A 16,099-nucleotide genomic window follows, 5' to 3' on the forward strand; every position below is an offset into this window, starting at 1 on the left:
ATCAGTTGGGTCTGTGGTTCAGATCAGCCTGAGCACCGGACTGCGTCCCTATCTGGAGGCGCACGCCGCTGCGAAAGCGGTCATGCGACGAGCACGCCCTGGTGATTCTGATCTTCGTGCTGCTGGCCTGGATCTGCTGGCGCTGCGCAGGAAACGGCTGCGATCAGCCCGCGCTTGAATGCTTCCATCACCAGACCGCGAACGCTGCGGGCGCCAAGCTTGAATCGGGCGTCATCGAGGCGTTTGGAAACTGATTTTGGCGTGATGCCCATCAAGCGGGCGATTTCTTTCGCAGTCAGGTCGGCTGCGGCGTATGCGGTTGCTTCCAGCTCGCGAGGAGCCAGACCTCTGCCGAGGAACCCGGTCCAAGCGCCTGCAGTGATGGTGGTAAGGTTCATTTTGAAAGCTCCGTGCTGGTTCGTGATGTGGCGAGATTACAACCAACACTTGTATCTCTGCAAACGATATTTGTAATTGCGGTCGAAAAAAAACCAGGACTACCCTGGCTTTTCATTCTCTTCCACAGCTCACCATATGACGGATGACCAAAAAACTCTTCCAATGATGCTGATGTCCCTCTGATCCATCTCCTCCAGCGTGTACTCCTCATCCAGATATTCGCGGTTGAAGCTTCTCAGTCTGACGCCGCCGTCTGGAAGTCGATGAAGCGTTTTGATTCGCAGATGCCCACTTTGATTGATGGCGTACATCTTGCCATCCTTCACCACCGTCGATCCCATATCTACCGCGACAATGCTGCCGTCTGGTAGCAAAGGACTCATGCCGTCGCCCTGGACCGTGACGCATATCGCTTTATCCAGCTCAACGCCGAGGGCGCTTAACTCAGCTTTACTAAAGCGTATTTTTCTGCGCTCTGACATCTCGATAGACGTCCGGCCAGATCCAGCAGGAGCCTCTACCTCGGTCAGGAACGGCACGAAAACGTCTTCACTATCCAAAGGCGTTCCGACATCCCAGGGAACAACCCTACCATCTACCACCGCTTCAACCTTTGGTAATGGAGGCTCCGCGAGACCGAATCTCTCGATTATCTCGGGCACGGTACCCACGAGAAGTCCGCTCGCCTTCAGCAGAACATGAGCGGGCGTTTCAAGCGCATGAGACATCTCAACGAGTTTCTTCGGTCTAGGTATTGATCTCCCTGACTCCCACGCTTGCACAGCCTGAGGAGATACCTTGAGACGGCGGCCCAGTTCCGACTGGCTGATACCAAGTCTTTCTCGGGCTGCGGCGATAGTTGAGGCCAATTTAGATGTAGTCATGGCTAAAAGATACAACCTCGTGTTGTAGCGGTCATTGCAAATAACGTTTGTAAATTGAAAATCACAGTTGTAGTCTTTGCGGCAATGTCATAAGTCCGCAGGCTCAGACCATGAGTAACAGTCCCTTAGCTTCGGCGGTGAAAATCGTTGGAAGCCAGACAGCCTTAGCAAGGATTCTCGGCTGCACTCCGCAAAACGTTCAGCGGATGTGCGCTACGGGGAAAGTGCCAGCGAGGCATGTCCTAAAGATTGAAGCTGCTAGTGGTATCTCACGGTCGCTTCTTAGCCCCGATCTCTACCCGTTAGCTTCGCCGACCTTGGAACAAAATATACCGACGGGCGCTACCGATTGTCAGGTGGTCGGTTCCGCTGTTCGTCCATCCAGTGCTTCGCAGGCATCTCCATGAATGCCTGCCAGCCCCTCCTTTTGAGGTCCGGTTAGCTTTTCGACCGGACACAAAAAAGCCCAGCCTTGGCTGAGCATCTTGTCACGACCTGTTAGAGCAGGAAGTGCGCGTTCACTTTGCCCTGAGAAAGTCAAAATGAAATCAGAAAATACCACCGCGCCATCAAAGGCGCAAGAGCAAACCCGCGAATCAGATGTGCGCGAGTTGATTGCTGTCATCCCCTGCATTCAAGGAGTTGAGCCGCCTATGCAGCTTCTCGAGTGCGCTACCAAAGGTCTCGCCGTTGAGGTGATGGAAATGTTGAGGCCGGTTTTCCCGGGCGCCAAGTTCTGCTGCTTTGAAGTTGCGGTTACTGAGTCTCTTGATGCTCGCCGTCGCGGTATGGAGCACCACAAGGACTTGGTTTTGAGCTGCCGCGAAGCCGACTACCCGGGGGATGTTTACCTTGAGCGTCTCCACATGAATCGTGAAGTAAAGGGCATTAACACCCAAGGCGGTGCTCAATGACTGCCCGCACCCGCCCCGCATTCGAAGTCGCTCATGGCGCGTTGCTCGATCTCGAATCCGCAAGCTACGCGCTCGAAATGATTGATGCCCTGCTTTTCTTTGCCGCAAACGGCAAGGAGCTTCCTGGGGCGCCAGAGCACGCTGACAAGCTGATCGATATCGCGCGCACGTTGGTTGCCGATGCTGCCAATACCGCCTCAAGCAACTACGAAAAAATCTGTCGCGAAATTGAAGAACTCCGCCATAAAACTGCGCAATCCGAAACCGTGGCGCGAGAATCTGAGGTGCAGCCATGACCCCTTCTCGCGAGCTCTACAACAAGATTGACACCAGTCTGCGCGTGATACGCGGCCTTGCCGACGTCCTCATCAATAACGACTCCTTCAAAACAGATGCGACGGATGAAGCTCCGGCCCAATTGGACCAGAGTAACGAAATGGTTCTCCACGAAGCCGTGCTGTTGCTGGCAGATGCGGCACAGAACGAACTGGTCGAGCTGGTCAATTCGTTGGGGTTGCCGTCATGACTCGCACCTACAAAGAAGTTGCCAGCGAGGCCTACGACGACCTCTTTAGCCAGAGCTGCGCGCATACAGACGCCAAGGCGATATTCCGGGCCATCTCGAAGCTGCTCCCCTTGGGCGATGTCGCGGGTGATCTGGCGCGTATCGGCGAGGCTCACGCCGAGGAATGGCGTTGCTTTGCCGAGGAGTGGGCCAATCGCATGAGCTCCGAAATGGACACCATCGAAAGCGCTGCGCCACAAAACGTCGAGATGCCGAATCGTGGCGCGGGAGGTGCGGCATGAATCCTCTTGTGAAGTTCGATTTCAACGGTGCCGGCGTTCGTGCCGTCACGGATGAGCATGGCGAGGCGTGGTTTATCGCTCGGGACGTTGCCGAACTGCTGGACTATGTCGATACCGACCAAGCCATTCGCACCCACTGCAAAGGTGCTCAGACCTACCCCGTCGAAATCACGGGTCAGGTCCGGCATGTGAAGGTGATCCCTGAACGTGATGTTTATCGTCTGGTGATGCGCTCACGTCTTCCTGCGGCCGAGGCATTCGAAGAGTGGGTGGTGGGGGAGGTCCTGCCGACCATCCGCAAAACAGGCAGCTATCAAAGACCAATGACCCAGGCCGAGATGATCGCGGCAAGCGCGAACATCCTCGTCAGCCTGGAACGGCAACAGGCCCAGCAGCAGGTTGACCTAGTACGGGTCGAGCGCAAAGTCGAAGACATGGAACGCTTCCATGTATGGGATCACCGGCCATCAAACTGCTTGTCGCTGACCGGCGTTAAGGCCGAGATGAACAAGCGCTACGGCCTGTCCGGCGCAGTGGTCGATTACGTTCTGAAGGACTGGCCACATCTTCCGAACCCTGCCGGCATGGTGCGCAACGGCCACGAGGAAGCTCTCGGAAGCCAGTACATGGTGTGGGCGAAGACTCTCGTCACCACTGCGTTCAAGCGCTTCGTCAGCGAATGCCAGATGGAAACCGCGACCCAAGCGCGCCACCCATATTTCGAGGGCCGGTTCCGCCTGGTCCAGGAGGTCCAGTCATGAGCAACTCCAAACCAATCATCACAATGGATGGCATTGTTCTCGACGTCGACCATTACAAGAAGTATGCCGACGGCCCGTTGCTGCTCAAGTGCTTTGAGGTCATAGACGAAGCCATTGATGCGGTGGAAGAGGGCGCAAAAATCCGGCTTCACGATGAGACCTATATCGGTTTAATCGCGGCGTACTGGGCGCTGACGGCGTTATTCGAGCGCCATACAGGAGCTGTGGCCAAAGAGGTCTCCGACAAGCGCATTGAAAACCTGCGCGCGCGGCTATTCGGCGGTGACCCGGGGCCCACGCAGCTCCCCGTCAGTAAGCCGTTGGACCAGCCTGTGATTCTCAGTGAGGCACATCTTGAGCAGGTCGACGACTACACGCTTGCCAGCCTTGCGTTGACCGATTGCGATAATAGCCAAGTGAACTTGCTCGGCGCTGACCACAGCCTGTCGCCTGAGGACTTCCGCAACACGATCGTACCGATGGCGAACGCCCAGACGGCTCTGCGCCTGCTGTGCCGCCGCTTGCTTGAAGACAAAATCGGTTCTTCCTCGTACCTACCTGCGGGGGAGACGCTGCAATGACCCTGACCAACTTGAACAACGCTGCAGGTCTGCGCCCGTCAGCTCGCGTCGTCGCGGGCCCGTGGCCTAACTACACGAACTGTCGTCATCTGCCCAAGCGCGAGCGCTGGGAGATTTACGGCCTGGCGAAGGCTGGCCGGATGGCTCTCGAAGATCGTGGCATCGTCATGGACGAGTCCTACGACGCGTTCATCAAGCGCGTGACGCGGGAGCTCCACATATGAGCCTGCTCTTCAATTTCCGCCCACTAGTCATCAACCCATTGCTTGCCGAGCGAATTGGCCTGAACGAAGCAATCGTGCTGCAGCAGCTCAAGTACTGGTTGAACGAAACTGAGTCCGGCGTCGAGCACGACGGTCAGCGGTGGGTTTACAACACCATTGAGCAGTGGCAGCGGCAGTTTCCGTTCTGGTCACCTGACACAGTCAAACGGGCCCTCAAATCTCTGCAGAAGCAGGGCCTGATTGTGGCTGAGCAGCTAGCTAAGGCCAGGCATGACCATACGAACCATTACTCGATCAACTACCTGTCGGGTGCACTGATCGATCAGGGCAATTTGCACCGATCAGAAGAGGGCAAATTGCCCCAATCGGGCGGGGCAGAATGCCCCGATCTTCATACAGAGATTACAACAAAGACTACTCCAGAGACTTTCGTGGTCTTCGAGCGATTCTGGAAGCTGTATCCCCGCAAGGTCGACAAGGTCAAGGCCGAGAAGGCATGGATCAAGCTGAACGTGACCGAAGAGATGTTCGCCGTGATCGCCACAGTGCTTGCTCGCCAGTGCCAAAGCGTGGGCTGGCTGAAAAGCGGTGGGCAGTTCATCCCCCACCCGACCACATGGATCAACGGCAATCGCTGGGAAGACGAACCCTTGGCGGCAGCCGCTCAGTCCCATCACACCGACCTCGATCAAATCGACCACACCGAAGGGCTTGTTCGCCAGCCTGACGGTTCGTACCGAGTAGCCAAACCATGACCGCACCGACCATCTTCAAAACTGAATCTGCCCAGTGCAGCGAGCATGGGCAATACCTCAACCACCTGACGGAATCGTTTGTTGGTGATCACTTCTGGCAAGGCTGTCCTCGGTGCCAGTTCGATGCCGTGCACTCCCCGGATGATGCGACCCACAAGCCGGCCGCCGCAGTACGTGATGCTCGCAGGCTGAACGCGGCTCTCATCGCCTCGGACATTCCGCTGCGCTTCCGCAAAGCGACACTGGACAGTTACGAGACCACTGCCAGCGCTGCGCAGCAAACCGTAGCCCTGCGGCAGTGCCGTGAATACGCCCAGGGCTTCGAAGCCAACTGGAATGTGGGTCGGTCGATGATGTTGCTTGGAGGCCTTGGTACCGGGAAGACTCATTTGGCCTGCGCCATTGCGCAGCACGTCATTCGCGAATTCCGCGCAGTGGCTCGCTACACCTCGGCGCTGTCGATCATTCGGGACGTGAAGAGCACGTTCGCCAAGGACGCCGCGCTGACTGAAACCCAAATCTACGAGGGGCTGACGAAACCCGATCTGCTGATCGTGGACGAGGTCGGGGTGCAAAACGGCAGCGACTTTGAGCGCCAGGTCTTGTTCGAGACGATCAATGGCCGGTACGAGAGCCTTCAGCCCACCATTGTGATTTCCAACCTGAACATATTAGCGATTCGCAAATACCTTGGGGATCGTGTGGTGGACCGACTCAGCGACAACGGTGGTCCGGCCGTGTTGTTCAACTGGGCCTCGGCGCGAGGTGAAGCATGAGCCGCGATCTTTTCAACGTAGACGCGGAGTTCGGTTTGCTGGGTGCGATTTTTGTAGAGCCAACGCTACTCGACGAGATATCCAGCAAGGTCGACATCGCCGACTTCCACGAGATCGAGAATGCTGCGTTATACCGGGCGATTCTGGATTGTCACGAAGCGGGCGACCCGGTTGATGTCGTGACCGTGAGTATCCATCACGAGCGCCTTCCGGACGGCAGCAGCATGTTGGCTCATGCCGCGCAGATCCATCAGAACGCCCAAGGAAGCTCGAGCTGGAAAACGTACGCACGAGTAATCCGGGAGCGGGCGGTCTTGCGCAAGGTGGTTGAAGCCGCCCACTCAATCACTGAGTCCGCCAATGATGACCTGCCGGTGGCGGAGATCATCGCGCGCGGTCAGCAAGCCATGGCCGATCTGCGTGACCTGGAAGATGGCGAGCCGGACTATCACAAGGTCGGCGACATCCTGCCTAAGGTGATCGACATCATCGATTCCAAGTTCTCTGGCACGGCGCCGAAAGGGCTCTCGACCGGCATACCGGATCTGGACAAGCTGATCAGGGGCCTGCGTCCTGGCAACATGGTGGTTGTGGCGGGCCTGCCGGCGTCCGGCAAGACTATCCTCGGCGTGCAGATTGCCCAACACGCGACTACCCAGCTCGGCGGCGCCGGTTTGGTTTTCAGTCTGGAGATGACCAAGGAAGAGCTGGTGACGCGCAATATCGCCTCGCTGGGCGCGGTGGATCTGACCCGGCTGGATGAAGGTCACTCGCTGAAGGATGAAGACTGGCCGCGCATCACTAGCGCGGTGAGCGTCCTGCACAGAGCGCGGCTGTACGTTTGCGATCAGGCCGGCATGACCGTCGCGCGCATTCGCTCAATCGCCCGCCAGTGCCAGCGTCAGGAAGGGCTGGACGTGCTCGTGGTCGACTACATCACCCTGATCGCGGGTGAGGGTGGGCAGAACCGCACTCTGGAAGTCGGCAAGATCTCCACGGCGCTGAAGAACTTGGCCAAGGAGCTGAAGGTGCCGGTGATCGTGCTTGCGCAGCTCAACCGTGGACCCACCAATCGCCCAGACAAGCGACCGCGCCCGAGCGATATCCGCGACAGCGGGCAGATCGAGCAGGACGCCGACGTCGTCATTCTGGTTCATCGCGACACGGATACCGACGAGGGGGCGAACGGCGTCACGGAGCTGATCGTGGGCAAGTGCCGACACGGCAAGCCGGGCACCTGTCTGGTCCAGGCTCAAGGCCAGTTCGTTCGCTTCGTGCCGTTTGGTGGAAAGCCGCCCAGCGCCGAAGAGGTGGAGATGGGCCGAGTGCTGAAGTTCACCGGACGCTCCAAGGGGAGGAAAGATCATGAGTAACGTAACTGTGGCGCTGCCGCGCAAGAGCCTCACTCAGGTGGAGTGCAAGTTCCTCAAGATGGGGAACCGCATGCTCCTGGAGCAAACCAACGGCCGAATCGCATCGGCAGCCCTGATGGACATCGTGGCGGACTGGCACGGTACATCGGGGCAGACCGGATTCGAGGCCTATGCGAAAGCCTGGGTGCTCGAAGGCAACGCCAAAAACAAACACGCCGACAAGATGCTTCGCGATCTGCTTGGCCTGAAAAACGCACCAGATCCGAGGAAGGCAGCATGATGACTCGCAACCCGTTGGGGCGTCCGTTGGGAGACACCGAATACTTGCTTGAGCAGTGGGGGTGGTGGCGTATGGATGGGATGGGTGTGCCTAGCTATGCTTCGCCCATGTTTGCGTTGATGCGCGATGCACTGCCGAGCCCAACGAAGTCTTACTGCATCACTGATGACTGGGCTGTGGGGATTGATCGCGCTGTGGCCAGGCTTAGCGCACGCGACCAGCAGATGGGTGATGTCCTCTGGCTGTATTTCGGCGCCAAGTGGCCAATGCTGCGTGTTGGTAAGCATTTTCGCATTAGCGAGGCAAAAGCAAGAGAGCTGAAGCAGGCAGGGGTAGCCTGGGTGGACTGTGCCGTCGCCGAACTGCGCGACGCCGCCTAGGGATATCTGCGATCGCTCAGTTCAGCGTGGATGTAGCCCGGGGTCTACCGGCCCCAGGCTACTGATCCAGCTTAGGCGTGAGGGTACGGCGAGAGTGTTTGTATTTCTCATCCAGCCACGAGACTAGGCTTTCAATTCTGTAGGGAGGACGGCCTGGGGCTGCTTCGAGTTGCTGGGCCAACAGGAGACGATTGCTCTCAGTGAGTTGATACCCTCGTAATTCGAGATATTCGTCAATGAAGCGCTCTACACGCCATGCCTCGGCAACCGATACGAATACGCTCTCTACCTTGCCTTTTTGGTACTGGGCGTCTGACTGCGAGGGCAACATGATATGTCCTGATTGATGGTAATTCGCCACTATAGAGCGCCTTCCCTATGCTCACAATCATCCTGGTGGTCCTGCCGATGGCCGGTGGATTGATCTCATCATCGGGACATCATTCGCTCAGTGAAAAAAAACACTTTTACGCGCGGAATAACTCTGTTTTCATGGCACGGTGTTCAGCTGATTCAGCGCGGCACGCACACATGAAGACGAAAGCCCGGCCATATTTGAGCCGGGTTTTTTATGCCGGTGTCAGGAGATTCGCGGAGGGACGCATTCGCTGCTCCAGCGTTGCAAGGCTTTGAATCCCTTCGAAGTCAAGATGAAGGTTGAGCTTTGCCCCGCCGGTGATTGAGCGATTAGTTGTTCCAGCGTTAGCCACTGAAGGGCCAGATTTATTTCGTCGCGGATGATTTCCCACTCCGCGCTGACAAGCTGGCGTCCCTTTTCGAGTACTGGTTCCTCATCGGTCAGCCCGATCGACTTGGGATTAGGCCGGCTGCCTTGAGGAAACTTGCCGTATAGGTCGCGCAGGACTTTTCCAGCTATCTCGTCGAATCGGTTGATGTGCGCGTGCATTGGAGCTCCTTGGTAGGTGAACAGGTTGAAGACCCAGCATAGAGCTCGTTACTGACGCAGCGCCAGCAGAGCTGCTTAGCCTGACTTATGTAGTGATGCCAAAAATTTACGATTTCATGCGGGACGCCATAGCCAGGGTGGTTCCTTCGGGAGTGGCCTGGACGTCGATAGCCGGAAGTGCGGCGTACGGAAATAACACCGGCAGTCATTGAGCCCCTTATATCGAGAGTGCGTGGGGCGGCTTTTGCGGACTGATGGAAAGACATCGCGTATTTCGAGCCTCGGCATTTGCCGGGGCTTTTTAGTTTCAGCCCTGCCACACCCATCGCTCCGAGCTGGGAGTGCTGTGGGGCTGACCCATTCCCCGATCCCGAAAGGGCGGACTGTCGGATGTCGACGAAGATGCCGGAAAAAACACCTGACTTCTGGGCGCACGTCTGGCTCGTCCTGTCGAATCCGCTCTGGCAAGGAGCGATCATGGCCGCAACCATCTCGTTACTGCGTGTGCTGTACGAGGGCAAGGAGGCGAACAAGTGGCGCGTCCTGCTTGAAGCGCTGATCTGCGGCGCCTTGAGCCTGTCAGCCAGCAGCGTCATCGAGTGGATGGCATGGCCGTCGAGCCTGTCGGTCGCCGCCGGCGGAACGATCGGGTTCATCGGCGTAACCGCCATACGCGAACTGATCATCCGATTCCTCGGCCGCAAGGCGGACTCACTATGAGCCTCGAACCCGTTGTCGCAGTTGCCAAGGCTGGCTCCACATTGCGAACCATTGCAGTCGCCATCGTCATTGCCATCGTCATGGGGTTGCTGATTGCCATCCAGCAGGTCCGCGTTGTGACTCTGCAGGGCGCCGTGACCGTTGAGCGTGACGCAAAGCAACTGGCGGTCGATGCCAACAAGGAAAGCCAGGCCACCATCACCACGCTGAAAGCCGAAGCTGTTCGAAACGCCGCGTACACCGCCGACTTGAACAAACGTATCAAGGCCAGCGAAGACAAAGCCAAGAAGGCGAGGAAGGAATTCGATGATCTCAAGCGCAACAGCAAACCTGTTCGTGATTGGGCTGCTCAGCCTTTGCCTGACGGCCTGCGCGGCAAAGCCGCAAGTGGTAACAAAGACAACAGCCATAAGGCTGGAAGCCCCTGAGCTGATCCCCTGTGAGCGGGTCAACGCTGACGATACCGATTTGCGGGACAACGGCGATGTGTGGGAACTGAAAGACCAGGCGATCAAGCTGCTCGACACGTGCGCTGACCAAGTTGATGCGCAGATCGTCCGCAGCCAGAGCAAGTAAACCCCATGCTTGACCGGTTCAGGAGAGTGGCAGTGACGAAGCTTACAACCCTCAAACCGCGTATTCAGACGATGGATACTGGAAGGCTGAGCAGCAAGCCTGCCGCCCAGACTGGTGAAGGCTGGGGCTCGGGTCGAGGCGGCAGGGCTTGGCGCCGTAAGCGTGAGCAGATCCTGCACCGTGACCTCTACACCTGCCAGTCGTGTGGCCGCGTAACCCCAGAGCTTGAGGTTGACCACATCATCAACAAGGCGCAGGGCGGCTCAGACGACGATGACAACCTGCAAACCCTCTGCGTCCCCTGCCACAAGCTGAAGACCGCAGCCGAGTCGCTGGCAGGTCGAGGATAGGTTGAGGCACGTCGGTGGCCCGATATAGCACGTCACTACCCCGACCGTTCGTCTTTCCTGCACCGTTCTGGTGCGGGGGGGGGGTGAATTAATAGGGTTTCCAGGCCTGCGGACACCGCCCACCCCGCATTCACAGATTTTTTTCCGCTCAGGATTTTTGTTAATGGCTTTAACACCCAAAAAACGCGCGTTCATCGCTGCGGTGAGGGAAGGTGCGTCCAAAAAAAATGCAGCCATCGCAGCCGGATGCCCAGCAAAGACGGCTTCCTCGGCGGGTTGCAGGCTTGCGAAAGATCCCGATGTCATCGCCGAGCTGCACAAGCTCAACGCCCTGCATCCCGTTAACACTGATGTTAAAGGTGTTAAAGCTCCACTGCCGGGCAACTCTGACGATGTTGCGCCAGAAACTGTGAAGCCCAACGGCTTCGATTTGGCTCGCGCGCTGATGCACGCGGATCCGAAAGACTTCCTTCTGGCCGTGATGAACGATTTTGATTCGGAAGCAAAGCTGCGGGTGGACGCCGCGAAGGCGCTGATGCCGTTCGTGCATGCCCGCAAGGGAGAGAGCGGCAAGAAAGAGCAGGCCAAAGACAAAGCTGCTCAGGTTGCAGCGGGCCGGTTCGGTACCCGGAAGGGCCCATTGCAGTCAGTTAAATGATGGCGTGGTCAACAGCGTGTCCCGACTGGGAGCGCCGGATTGTCGCCCGCGAAAGTCTCATTCCGTTTGCGCCATTGTTTCCTGATCAAGCCGCAGAGGCGTTGGAAGTCTTCGGCGCCCTACGCATGGTGGACGCCACAGGCAGCCCGTTGATGTGCGAGACGGTGCGTTCCTGGGTGAATGAGTTCGTAGCTGCGATCTTCGGCGCATACAACCCAGACACTGGGCGTCGGATGATCAGCGAGTTCATGCTTCTGATCAGTAAGAAGAACGGTAAATCGACAATCGCCGCAGGGATCATGTTGACGGCCTTGGTGATGAACTGGCGCATGTCTGGTGAGTTCATCATCTTGGCGCCTACCAAGGAGATCGCAGATAACTCCTACCTCCCGATCCGGGACATGGTCAAGGCAGACGAGGAGCTGTCGGCACTGCTCAAGGTGCAGGATCACCTGCGCACTGTGACTCACATGGAGACCGGCGCCACGCTGAAAGTTGTGGCGGCGGACAGCGAAACGGTCTCCGGCAAAAAAGCCATCGGCGTCTTCATCGACGAACTCTGGGTGTTTGGCAAGCGAGCCAATGCCGAGGCCATGTTGCGCGAAGCCACCGGCGGCCTGGCTTCAAGGCCAGAGGGTTTCATCATCTGGGCTACCACCCAGTCCGATGCACCGCCGGCGGGTGTGTTCAGGCAGAAGCTGCTGTATGCCCGCCAGGTGCGTGACGGTCTGATTGTGGACAAGTCGTTCTTGCCGGTGCTGTACGAATTTCCCAAAGCAATGCTCGACGCTGGTGGCCACCGCGATGTCGTCAACGCTTACATCACCAACCCAAATCTGGGCCTTTCCGTTGATGAGCCATTCATTGAGCGCGGATTTACTCAAGCTCAGATCGACGGCGAAGAATCATTTCGCGGTTTTCTCGCCAAGCACTTGAACGTCGAGATCGGCTTATCGCTGCTCTCGGATCGCTGGGCGGGCACTGACTTTTGGGAGGTGCAGGCATCAAGCGAGTGCCGGACGCTTCAGGACCTGATCGACCGCTGTGAGGTTATCGACATCGGCATCGACGGCGGTGGCCTGGATGACTTGTTGGGCTTTGCAGCGCTTGGCCGGGAGACGGGCACGCGACGTTGGCTTCTATGGACGCACGCTTGGGCCCACCCCTCAGTGCTCGAACGCCGCAAGGGTGAAGCGCCGCGTTTCAAGGATTTCGCAAAAGACGGGCACCTGACACTGGTCACCCGAATAGGTGATGACGTTGAAGAGGTGGCTGGGCTTGCGGCTCAGGTCGAGCAGGCCGGCCTGCTCGACAAGGCAGGGCTCGACCCGGCGGGTGTCGGCGCGATTCTGGATGCGCTTGAGTCAGCGGGAATTCCCAGGGAAAAAATCGAAGGTATCTCTCAGGGTTGGCGACTCGGTGGCGCGATCAAGACGGCAGAGCGAAAGCTCGCCGAGGGCGGGTTGCTTCATGGCGGTCAGCCAATGATGGCCTGGTGCTGCGGTAACGCGCGGGTCGAGCCCAGAGGCAACGCGATCCTGATCACAAAGCAGGCAAGCGGCTCCGCAAAAATTGACCCCCTGATGGCGATGTTCAACGCCGTGTCGCTGATGGCCCTCAATCCAGAGGCCAAGGGCGGAATGGATAACTACCTGCAGAAAGGGTTCTTTGGACTTATAGGCTGAATATGGGATTCCGTTGGTACAACCCGCTGAGCTGGCGGATGTTCGGCTATGAAGATCCTGCCACTGGCGACTATGTCGAAGTCGATATGGCCGTCGGTGGCAAGGCGACCAAGTCCGGGGTCAGAGTCACACCGACCAAAGCGATGACCATCAGCATCGTTTGGGCATGTGTGAAAATTCTGAGCGAGTCCGTCGCCGGGCTGCCCCTCAAGCTTTACGACGACAAAGACGGCAAGCGGCAATTGGTTCCTTACAGGGACCGAGCCAGCCGCATCATGCGCAAGCCAAATCCGTTCATGACCCGCCTCAATTTTTTGAAAGCGGTTGTCGTGAACATGGCGTTGCGCGGGAACGCTTACGCGATTATCGAGCGCTCGGACAGTGGCGAGCACATAGGCTCCACACTCGTATCGCCCGATAACGTGGTGGTCGATACGCTTGATTCCCAGCTCATCTACTACGTCACCATCGATGGCGACAGAGCACCTGTATCGCCGCAGAACATGCTGCACTTCAAGCTGTTCAGCACTGACGGCATCAACGGGATGTCGCCTGTCGAGCATCAGGCTGAGACGTTGGGACTTGCGAAAGCGGCTCATGACTGGTCGGCGCGCTTCATGCGCAAAGGCGGGTTCTCCGGTGGTTACGTTATCTACGATGGGTTCCTGACCGACGCCCAGCAAGAGCAGGTCATGTCCCGCTTCCCCGATGTCCGCAAGGCCGACACGGATGACATCGGCAAGATGGCGATCTTGCAGGGCGGGCCGAAGATTGTGCCCGCCGGGCTGAGCCAGAAAGACAGCCAGTTCATCGAATCCCAACAGTTCCAGGAAGAGGCTTTAGCGGGCGTCTGGGGCGTGCCTCTGTATCTGGCCAACCGGGCCAGCAAGACCTCGATCATGGGCTCGAACCTGGAACAGCAAACCAGCGGGTTCGTGACGTTCGGCCTGAAGCCCTACCTCGACGCCATCGAAGACGAATACAACGACAAGCTTTACAGCGACACAGACCGATTCGTCGAGTTTGTCGTCGAGGGTTTGTTGCGCGCCGACAGCACTGCGCGCGCGGCCTACTACCGGGCTGCGCTGGGCGGATCTGGAGGCTCTGGGTGGATGAGCACAAACGAAGTCCGTGAGAAGGAAAACCAGCCGCCGCTGGCGGGAGAAGAATACGACCGGGTCACTCGGTGGGAGACGCAAGGCAATGCTGACAAAAATTGAAGTGCCATTCGAGGTCAAGGCCGTAGACGACGCGGGCAACTTCGAAGGCTACGCCGCGGTGTTCAACAACGTCGACCTGGGCGATGACGTGATCATGCCGGGAGCCTTTACGAAGGTGAAGACAACCCGCGCAGGCCGTCTGAAGCTGGCGCTGTTTCATGACCTGACACGCCTGATTGGCTCAGCGGACTACAGCCAGGATGCGCACGGCCTCTACATCAAGGGCAAGGTGAATCTCGCTGTGAGCTATGCGCGCGATGCGTACGAGCTGATGAAAGAGGGCACGCTCGACAGCATGTCCATCGGCTTCAACACCCTGCTGGCGGCCTACGAGGAGCGCGAGGGGCGCAGCATCCGAATTATCAAACAGGCCGAACTGTGGGAGGCGTCCCTTGTTCCGTTCGGCATGAACCCTGAAGCGCAGGTTACCGACGTGAAGTCGGACATCAGAGTTTTTGAAAAGGCCCTGCGCGATCGCATGGGGCTTTCGCAAAAGGAGGCGGCTGCGGTCGCTTCGCTCGGCTACTCCGCTGTACACCGTGATGGTGGTGCGGCGGCCACGGTGATCGTGGATGAGCTGAAAGACATTTCTCAACTGTTCACCCACCATTTTGGAGCATCGCAATGAGCGAAGTGAAAGAGCTGCGCGATTCCCTGGACAAACAACTGAAAGACGGCTTCCAGGGCCTGCAGCAAAAATACGACCACGTTGCTGACGAGTTGCAGAAAGGCAACACCGTGACGCTGGAAATGAAGTCCAAGATCGAAAACCAGAAGGGCGAGATCGAGCGCATCATCGAGCAAGTGCAGAAGCTCGAAGAAAAGGGCCTCCAGCTGCGCGGCCAGGCTGGCGAAAAGAAAAGTTTCATCGACTTGGTGAAAGGCAACGACGCGTACAAAGCGCTGCAGCAGAAAAACCAGAACCAGGCCGAGATCGAGATTACTAAATCCGACATGGCCTCCATGTCCGAAACCAAGCTGACCAGCGCCGGCCTGGTCCCAACTCAATGGGACCCTGTCATTCAGGACCGCCCTCGCCAAGACCTGGTTATTCGCGATCTGATCCCGACCACCCCGGTTGAAGGCCAGAGCTACAGCTACTTCCTCGAGAAGTTGCACACCCGCGGCGCTGGCATGGTGGCCGAGGGCGCGGCCAAGCCTTCCAGCGATGTGACCTTCGAGCAGAAAACCGACAACGTCCGCAAAATGGCGGTGTGGATGCCTGTTACTGATGAAGCGCTCGACGACATCCCGCAGCTCTACAGCTACATCCAAGAGCTGTTGCGCTACGACCTGAAGCTCAAGGAAGAGGGTCAGATCCTCAAGGGCGACGGCACGGGCAACAACCTCAACGGCATCATGACTCAGGCCACGGCGTTTGCCGCAGCCCTCGGCATGACCGGCGACACCGCCATCGACACCGTGCGACGTGCGATCTACCAGGTTCGCAAGCAGTCCAAACGGCCGGCCGATGCCGTGGTGATGACCGACCTGGACTGGATGAACATCGAGCTTCTCAAGGATGCGGACAATCGTTACTTGTTCGCCAACCTGCAGGGCATGATCACTCCGGTTCTCTGGGGCCGCCCAGTGGTGGTGTCCGACAGCATGGATGAAGGCACCCCGGCCGCCGGCGGTACCGCTGCAACTGGTGGCGAGTTCCTGGTCGGGTCGTTCGCACAGGGCGCGCGTTTGTACGACCGTATGGCCTTCACGGTGAAAGTGGGCTGGATCAACGACGACTTCGTCAAGAACCAACGAGTGCTGCTGGTCGAGGAGCGCCTGGGTTTGGCGGTTCGCCGTCCATACGCGTTCGTCAAAGGCCGGTTCGCGGTCGCTCAGTAACTCC

General features: G+C 58.0%; 26 protein-coding genes. 22 read left to right on the forward strand and 4 right to left on the reverse strand.

Annotated features, from left to right (window positions below; genetic code table 11):
- Window positions 1–80: 80 nt before the first annotated feature.
- Window positions 81–398 carry a response regulator transcription factor gene (locus L4G42_RS25355; RefSeq protein WP_237261294.1) on the reverse strand — a complete coding sequence of 106 codons (318 nt, stop codon included), beginning with the start codon at window positions 396–398 and terminating at the stop codon, window positions 81–83.
- 129 nt (window positions 399–527) lie between these two features.
- Complete coding sequence (locus tag L4G42_RS25360) at window positions 528–1,283, reverse strand: S24 family peptidase (RefSeq protein WP_237261295.1); 756 nt, start codon at window positions 1,281–1,283, stop codon at window positions 528–530.
- Between the two features lie 110 nt (window positions 1,284–1,393).
- Between L4G42_RS25360 and L4G42_RS25365 the strand changes: the two genes are divergently transcribed.
- From L4G42_RS25365 to L4G42_RS25425, 13 genes are all read left to right on the forward strand, one after another.
- Complete coding sequence (locus L4G42_RS25365) at window positions 1,394–1,690, forward strand: transcriptional regulator (RefSeq protein ID WP_237261296.1); 297 nt, start codon at window positions 1,394–1,396, stop codon at window positions 1,688–1,690.
- Between the two features lie 135 nt (window positions 1,691–1,825).
- A complete protein-coding gene (locus L4G42_RS25370) occupies window positions 1,826–2,197 on the forward strand; it encodes a hypothetical protein (RefSeq protein ID WP_237261297.1) in 372 nt (123 codons plus the stop codon).
- Window positions 2,194–2,493: a hypothetical protein gene (locus L4G42_RS25375; protein WP_237261298.1), complete on the forward strand. Its 300-nt coding sequence runs from the start codon at window positions 2,194–2,196 to the stop codon at window positions 2,491–2,493. The genes L4G42_RS25370 and L4G42_RS25375 overlap by 4 nt, the downstream gene beginning before the upstream one ends.
- Window positions 2,490–2,723, forward strand: a complete 234-nt coding sequence (locus L4G42_RS25380; protein WP_237261299.1) for a hypothetical protein — start codon at window positions 2,490–2,492, stop codon at window positions 2,721–2,723. Before L4G42_RS25375 ends, L4G42_RS25380 begins: the two co-directional genes overlap by 4 nt.
- Window positions 2,720–3,004: a hypothetical protein gene (locus L4G42_RS25385; RefSeq protein WP_237261300.1), complete on the forward strand. Its 285-nt coding sequence runs from the start codon at window positions 2,720–2,722 to the stop codon at window positions 3,002–3,004. The genes L4G42_RS25380 and L4G42_RS25385 overlap by 4 nt, the downstream gene beginning before the upstream one ends.
- Window positions 3,001–3,765 carry a BRO-N domain-containing protein gene (locus tag L4G42_RS25390; RefSeq protein WP_237261302.1) on the forward strand — a complete coding sequence of 255 codons (765 nt, stop codon included), beginning with the start codon at window positions 3,001–3,003 and terminating at the stop codon, window positions 3,763–3,765. Before L4G42_RS25385 ends, L4G42_RS25390 begins: the two co-directional genes overlap by 4 nt.
- A complete protein-coding gene (locus L4G42_RS25395) occupies window positions 3,762–4,346 on the forward strand; it encodes a hypothetical protein (protein ID WP_237261304.1) in 585 nt (194 codons plus the stop codon). The genes L4G42_RS25390 and L4G42_RS25395 overlap by 4 nt, the downstream gene beginning before the upstream one ends.
- Window positions 4,343–4,570, forward strand: coding sequence for a hypothetical protein (locus L4G42_RS25400; protein WP_237261306.1), 228 nt, complete (start codon window positions 4,343–4,345; stop codon window positions 4,568–4,570). The genes L4G42_RS25395 and L4G42_RS25400 overlap by 4 nt, the downstream gene beginning before the upstream one ends.
- Window positions 4,567–5,325, forward strand: coding sequence for a hypothetical protein (locus L4G42_RS25405; protein ID WP_237261308.1), 759 nt, complete (start codon window positions 4,567–4,569; stop codon window positions 5,323–5,325). The genes L4G42_RS25400 and L4G42_RS25405 overlap by 4 nt, the downstream gene beginning before the upstream one ends.
- Complete coding sequence (locus tag L4G42_RS25410) at window positions 5,322–6,101, forward strand: ATP-binding protein (protein ID WP_237261310.1); 780 nt, start codon at window positions 5,322–5,324, stop codon at window positions 6,099–6,101. The genes L4G42_RS25405 and L4G42_RS25410 overlap by 4 nt, the downstream gene beginning before the upstream one ends.
- Window positions 6,098–7,474 carry a replicative DNA helicase gene (locus tag L4G42_RS25415; RefSeq protein WP_237261312.1) on the forward strand — a complete coding sequence of 459 codons (1,377 nt, stop codon included), beginning with the start codon at window positions 6,098–6,100 and terminating at the stop codon, window positions 7,472–7,474. The genes L4G42_RS25410 and L4G42_RS25415 overlap by 4 nt, the downstream gene beginning before the upstream one ends.
- Window positions 7,467–7,754: a hypothetical protein gene (locus L4G42_RS25420; protein ID WP_237261314.1), complete on the forward strand. Its 288-nt coding sequence runs from the start codon at window positions 7,467–7,469 to the stop codon at window positions 7,752–7,754. The genes L4G42_RS25415 and L4G42_RS25420 overlap by 8 nt, the downstream gene beginning before the upstream one ends.
- On the forward strand, window positions 7,751–8,134 hold the full coding sequence (locus L4G42_RS25425) for an antiterminator Q family protein (protein ID WP_237261315.1): 384 nt from the start codon (window positions 7,751–7,753) through the stop codon (window positions 8,132–8,134). The genes L4G42_RS25420 and L4G42_RS25425 overlap by 4 nt, the downstream gene beginning before the upstream one ends.
- 58 nt (window positions 8,135–8,192) lie before the next feature.
- On the opposite strand, the gene L4G42_RS25430 is transcribed toward L4G42_RS25425, so the two are convergent.
- A complete protein-coding gene (locus tag L4G42_RS25430; RefSeq protein WP_237261317.1) occupies window positions 8,193–8,465 on the reverse strand; it encodes a hypothetical protein in 273 nt (90 codons plus the stop codon).
- Window positions 8,466–8,714: 249 nt separating this feature from the next.
- Window positions 8,715–9,041, reverse strand: a complete 327-nt coding sequence (locus L4G42_RS25435; RefSeq protein ID WP_237261319.1) for a hypothetical protein — start codon at window positions 9,039–9,041, stop codon at window positions 8,715–8,717.
- Between the two features lie 402 nt (window positions 9,042–9,443).
- Between L4G42_RS25435 and L4G42_RS25440 the strand changes: the two genes are divergently transcribed.
- From L4G42_RS25440 to L4G42_RS25480, 9 genes are all read left to right on the forward strand, one after another.
- A complete protein-coding gene (locus tag L4G42_RS25440; protein WP_419789408.1) occupies window positions 9,444–9,761 on the forward strand; it encodes a phage holin, lambda family in 318 nt (105 codons plus the stop codon).
- A 41-nt stretch (window positions 9,762–9,802) separates the two neighbouring features.
- Window positions 9,803–10,189 carry a hypothetical protein gene (locus L4G42_RS25445; RefSeq protein WP_237261377.1) on the forward strand — a complete coding sequence of 129 codons (387 nt, stop codon included), beginning with the start codon at window positions 9,803–9,805 and terminating at the stop codon, window positions 10,187–10,189.
- Window positions 10,149–10,337 (forward strand): hypothetical protein, encoded by a 189-nt coding sequence (locus tag L4G42_RS25450; RefSeq protein ID WP_074891356.1) that lies wholly within the window; start codon window positions 10,149–10,151, stop codon window positions 10,335–10,337. Before L4G42_RS25445 ends, L4G42_RS25450 begins: the two co-directional genes overlap by 41 nt.
- A gap of 32 nt (window positions 10,338–10,369) precedes the next feature.
- The gene (locus L4G42_RS25455; protein ID WP_237261323.1) at window positions 10,370–10,687 is read left to right on the forward strand and encodes an HNH endonuclease; all 318 of its coding nucleotides are present in this window, start codon (window positions 10,370–10,372) and stop codon (window positions 10,685–10,687) included.
- A gap of 163 nt (window positions 10,688–10,850) precedes the next feature.
- On the forward strand, window positions 10,851–11,345 hold the full coding sequence (locus L4G42_RS25460; RefSeq protein WP_237261325.1) for a terminase small subunit: 495 nt from the start codon (window positions 10,851–10,853) through the stop codon (window positions 11,343–11,345).
- Window positions 11,345–13,030, forward strand: coding sequence for a terminase large subunit (locus L4G42_RS25465; protein WP_237261379.1), 1,686 nt, complete (start codon window positions 11,345–11,347; stop codon window positions 13,028–13,030). Before L4G42_RS25460 ends, L4G42_RS25465 begins: the two co-directional genes overlap by 1 nt.
- Window positions 13,031–13,032: 2 nt before the next feature.
- Entirely contained in the window at window positions 13,033–14,250 is a 1,218-nt protein-coding gene (locus L4G42_RS25470; protein WP_237254977.1) for a phage portal protein, read from the forward strand.
- Window positions 14,234–14,878, forward strand: coding sequence for an HK97 family phage prohead protease (locus L4G42_RS25475; protein ID WP_237254976.1), 645 nt, complete (start codon window positions 14,234–14,236; stop codon window positions 14,876–14,878). Before L4G42_RS25470 ends, L4G42_RS25475 begins: the two co-directional genes overlap by 17 nt.
- Complete coding sequence (locus tag L4G42_RS25480) at window positions 14,875–16,095, forward strand: phage major capsid protein (protein ID WP_237261327.1); 1,221 nt, start codon at window positions 14,875–14,877, stop codon at window positions 16,093–16,095. The genes L4G42_RS25475 and L4G42_RS25480 overlap by 4 nt, the downstream gene beginning before the upstream one ends.
- Window positions 16,096–16,099 lie beyond the last annotated feature (4 nt).

The organism is Pseudomonas petrae, from assembly GCF_021728295.1.
In the GTDB taxonomy this organism is placed as follows: domain Bacteria; phylum Pseudomonadota; class Gammaproteobacteria; order Pseudomonadales; family Pseudomonadaceae; genus Aquipseudomonas; species Aquipseudomonas petrae.

Bases quoted from the DNA above. Each gene is read 5' to 3' on its own strand.
- L4G42_RS25415 (WP_237261312.1), top strand. From the start codon at position 6,098: ATGAGCCGCGATCTTTTCAACGTAGACGCGGAGTTCGGTTTGCTGGGT.
- L4G42_RS25440 (WP_419789408.1), top strand. From the start codon at position 9,444: ATGCCGGAAAAAACACCTGACTTCTGGGCGCACGTCTGGCTCGTCCTG.
- L4G42_RS25475 (WP_237254976.1), top strand. From the start codon at position 14,234: ATGCTGACAAAAATTGAAGTGCCATTCGAGGTCAAGGCCGTAGACGAC.
- L4G42_RS25410 (WP_237261310.1), top strand. From the start codon at position 5,322: ATGACCGCACCGACCATCTTCAAAACTGAATCTGCCCAGTGCAGCGAG.
- L4G42_RS25370 (WP_237261297.1), top strand. From the start codon at position 1,826: ATGAAATCAGAAAATACCACCGCGCCATCAAAGGCGCAAGAGCAAACC.
- L4G42_RS25365 (WP_237261296.1), top strand. From the start codon at position 1,394: ATGAGTAACAGTCCCTTAGCTTCGGCGGTGAAAATCGTTGGAAGCCAG.
- L4G42_RS25405 (WP_237261308.1), top strand. From the start codon at position 4,567: ATGAGCCTGCTCTTCAATTTCCGCCCACTAGTCATCAACCCATTGCTT.
- L4G42_RS25435 (WP_237261319.1), bottom strand. From the start codon at position 9,041: ATGCACGCGCACATCAACCGATTCGACGAGATAGCTGGAAAAGTCCTG.
- L4G42_RS25465 (WP_237261379.1), top strand. From the start codon at position 11,345: ATGGCGTGGTCAACAGCGTGTCCCGACTGGGAGCGCCGGATTGTCGCC.
- L4G42_RS25375 (WP_237261298.1), top strand. From the start codon at position 2,194: ATGACTGCCCGCACCCGCCCCGCATTCGAAGTCGCTCATGGCGCGTTG.
- L4G42_RS25380 (WP_237261299.1), top strand. From the start codon at position 2,490: ATGACCCCTTCTCGCGAGCTCTACAACAAGATTGACACCAGTCTGCGC.
- L4G42_RS25470 (WP_237254977.1), top strand. From the start codon at position 13,033: ATGGGATTCCGTTGGTACAACCCGCTGAGCTGGCGGATGTTCGGCTAT.
- L4G42_RS25425 (WP_237261315.1), top strand. From the start codon at position 7,751: ATGATGACTCGCAACCCGTTGGGGCGTCCGTTGGGAGACACCGAATAC.
- L4G42_RS25385 (WP_237261300.1), top strand. From the start codon at position 2,720: ATGACTCGCACCTACAAAGAAGTTGCCAGCGAGGCCTACGACGACCTC.
- L4G42_RS25460 (WP_237261325.1), top strand. From the start codon at position 10,851: ATGGCTTTAACACCCAAAAAACGCGCGTTCATCGCTGCGGTGAGGGAA.
- L4G42_RS25480 (WP_237261327.1), top strand. From the start codon at position 14,875: ATGAGCGAAGTGAAAGAGCTGCGCGATTCCCTGGACAAACAACTGAAA.
- L4G42_RS25390 (WP_237261302.1), top strand. From the start codon at position 3,001: ATGAATCCTCTTGTGAAGTTCGATTTCAACGGTGCCGGCGTTCGTGCC.
- L4G42_RS25355 (WP_237261294.1), bottom strand. From the start codon at position 398: ATGAACCTTACCACCATCACTGCAGGCGCTTGGACCGGGTTCCTCGGC.
- L4G42_RS25400 (WP_237261306.1), top strand. From the start codon at position 4,343: ATGACCCTGACCAACTTGAACAACGCTGCAGGTCTGCGCCCGTCAGCT.
- L4G42_RS25395 (WP_237261304.1), top strand. From the start codon at position 3,762: ATGAGCAACTCCAAACCAATCATCACAATGGATGGCATTGTTCTCGAC.
- L4G42_RS25430 (WP_237261317.1), bottom strand. From the start codon at position 8,465: ATGTTGCCCTCGCAGTCAGACGCCCAGTACCAAAAAGGCAAGGTAGAG.
- L4G42_RS25420 (WP_237261314.1), top strand. From the start codon at position 7,467: ATGAGTAACGTAACTGTGGCGCTGCCGCGCAAGAGCCTCACTCAGGTG.
- L4G42_RS25360 (WP_237261295.1), bottom strand. From the start codon at position 1,283: ATGACTACATCTAAATTGGCCTCAACTATCGCCGCAGCCCGAGAAAGA.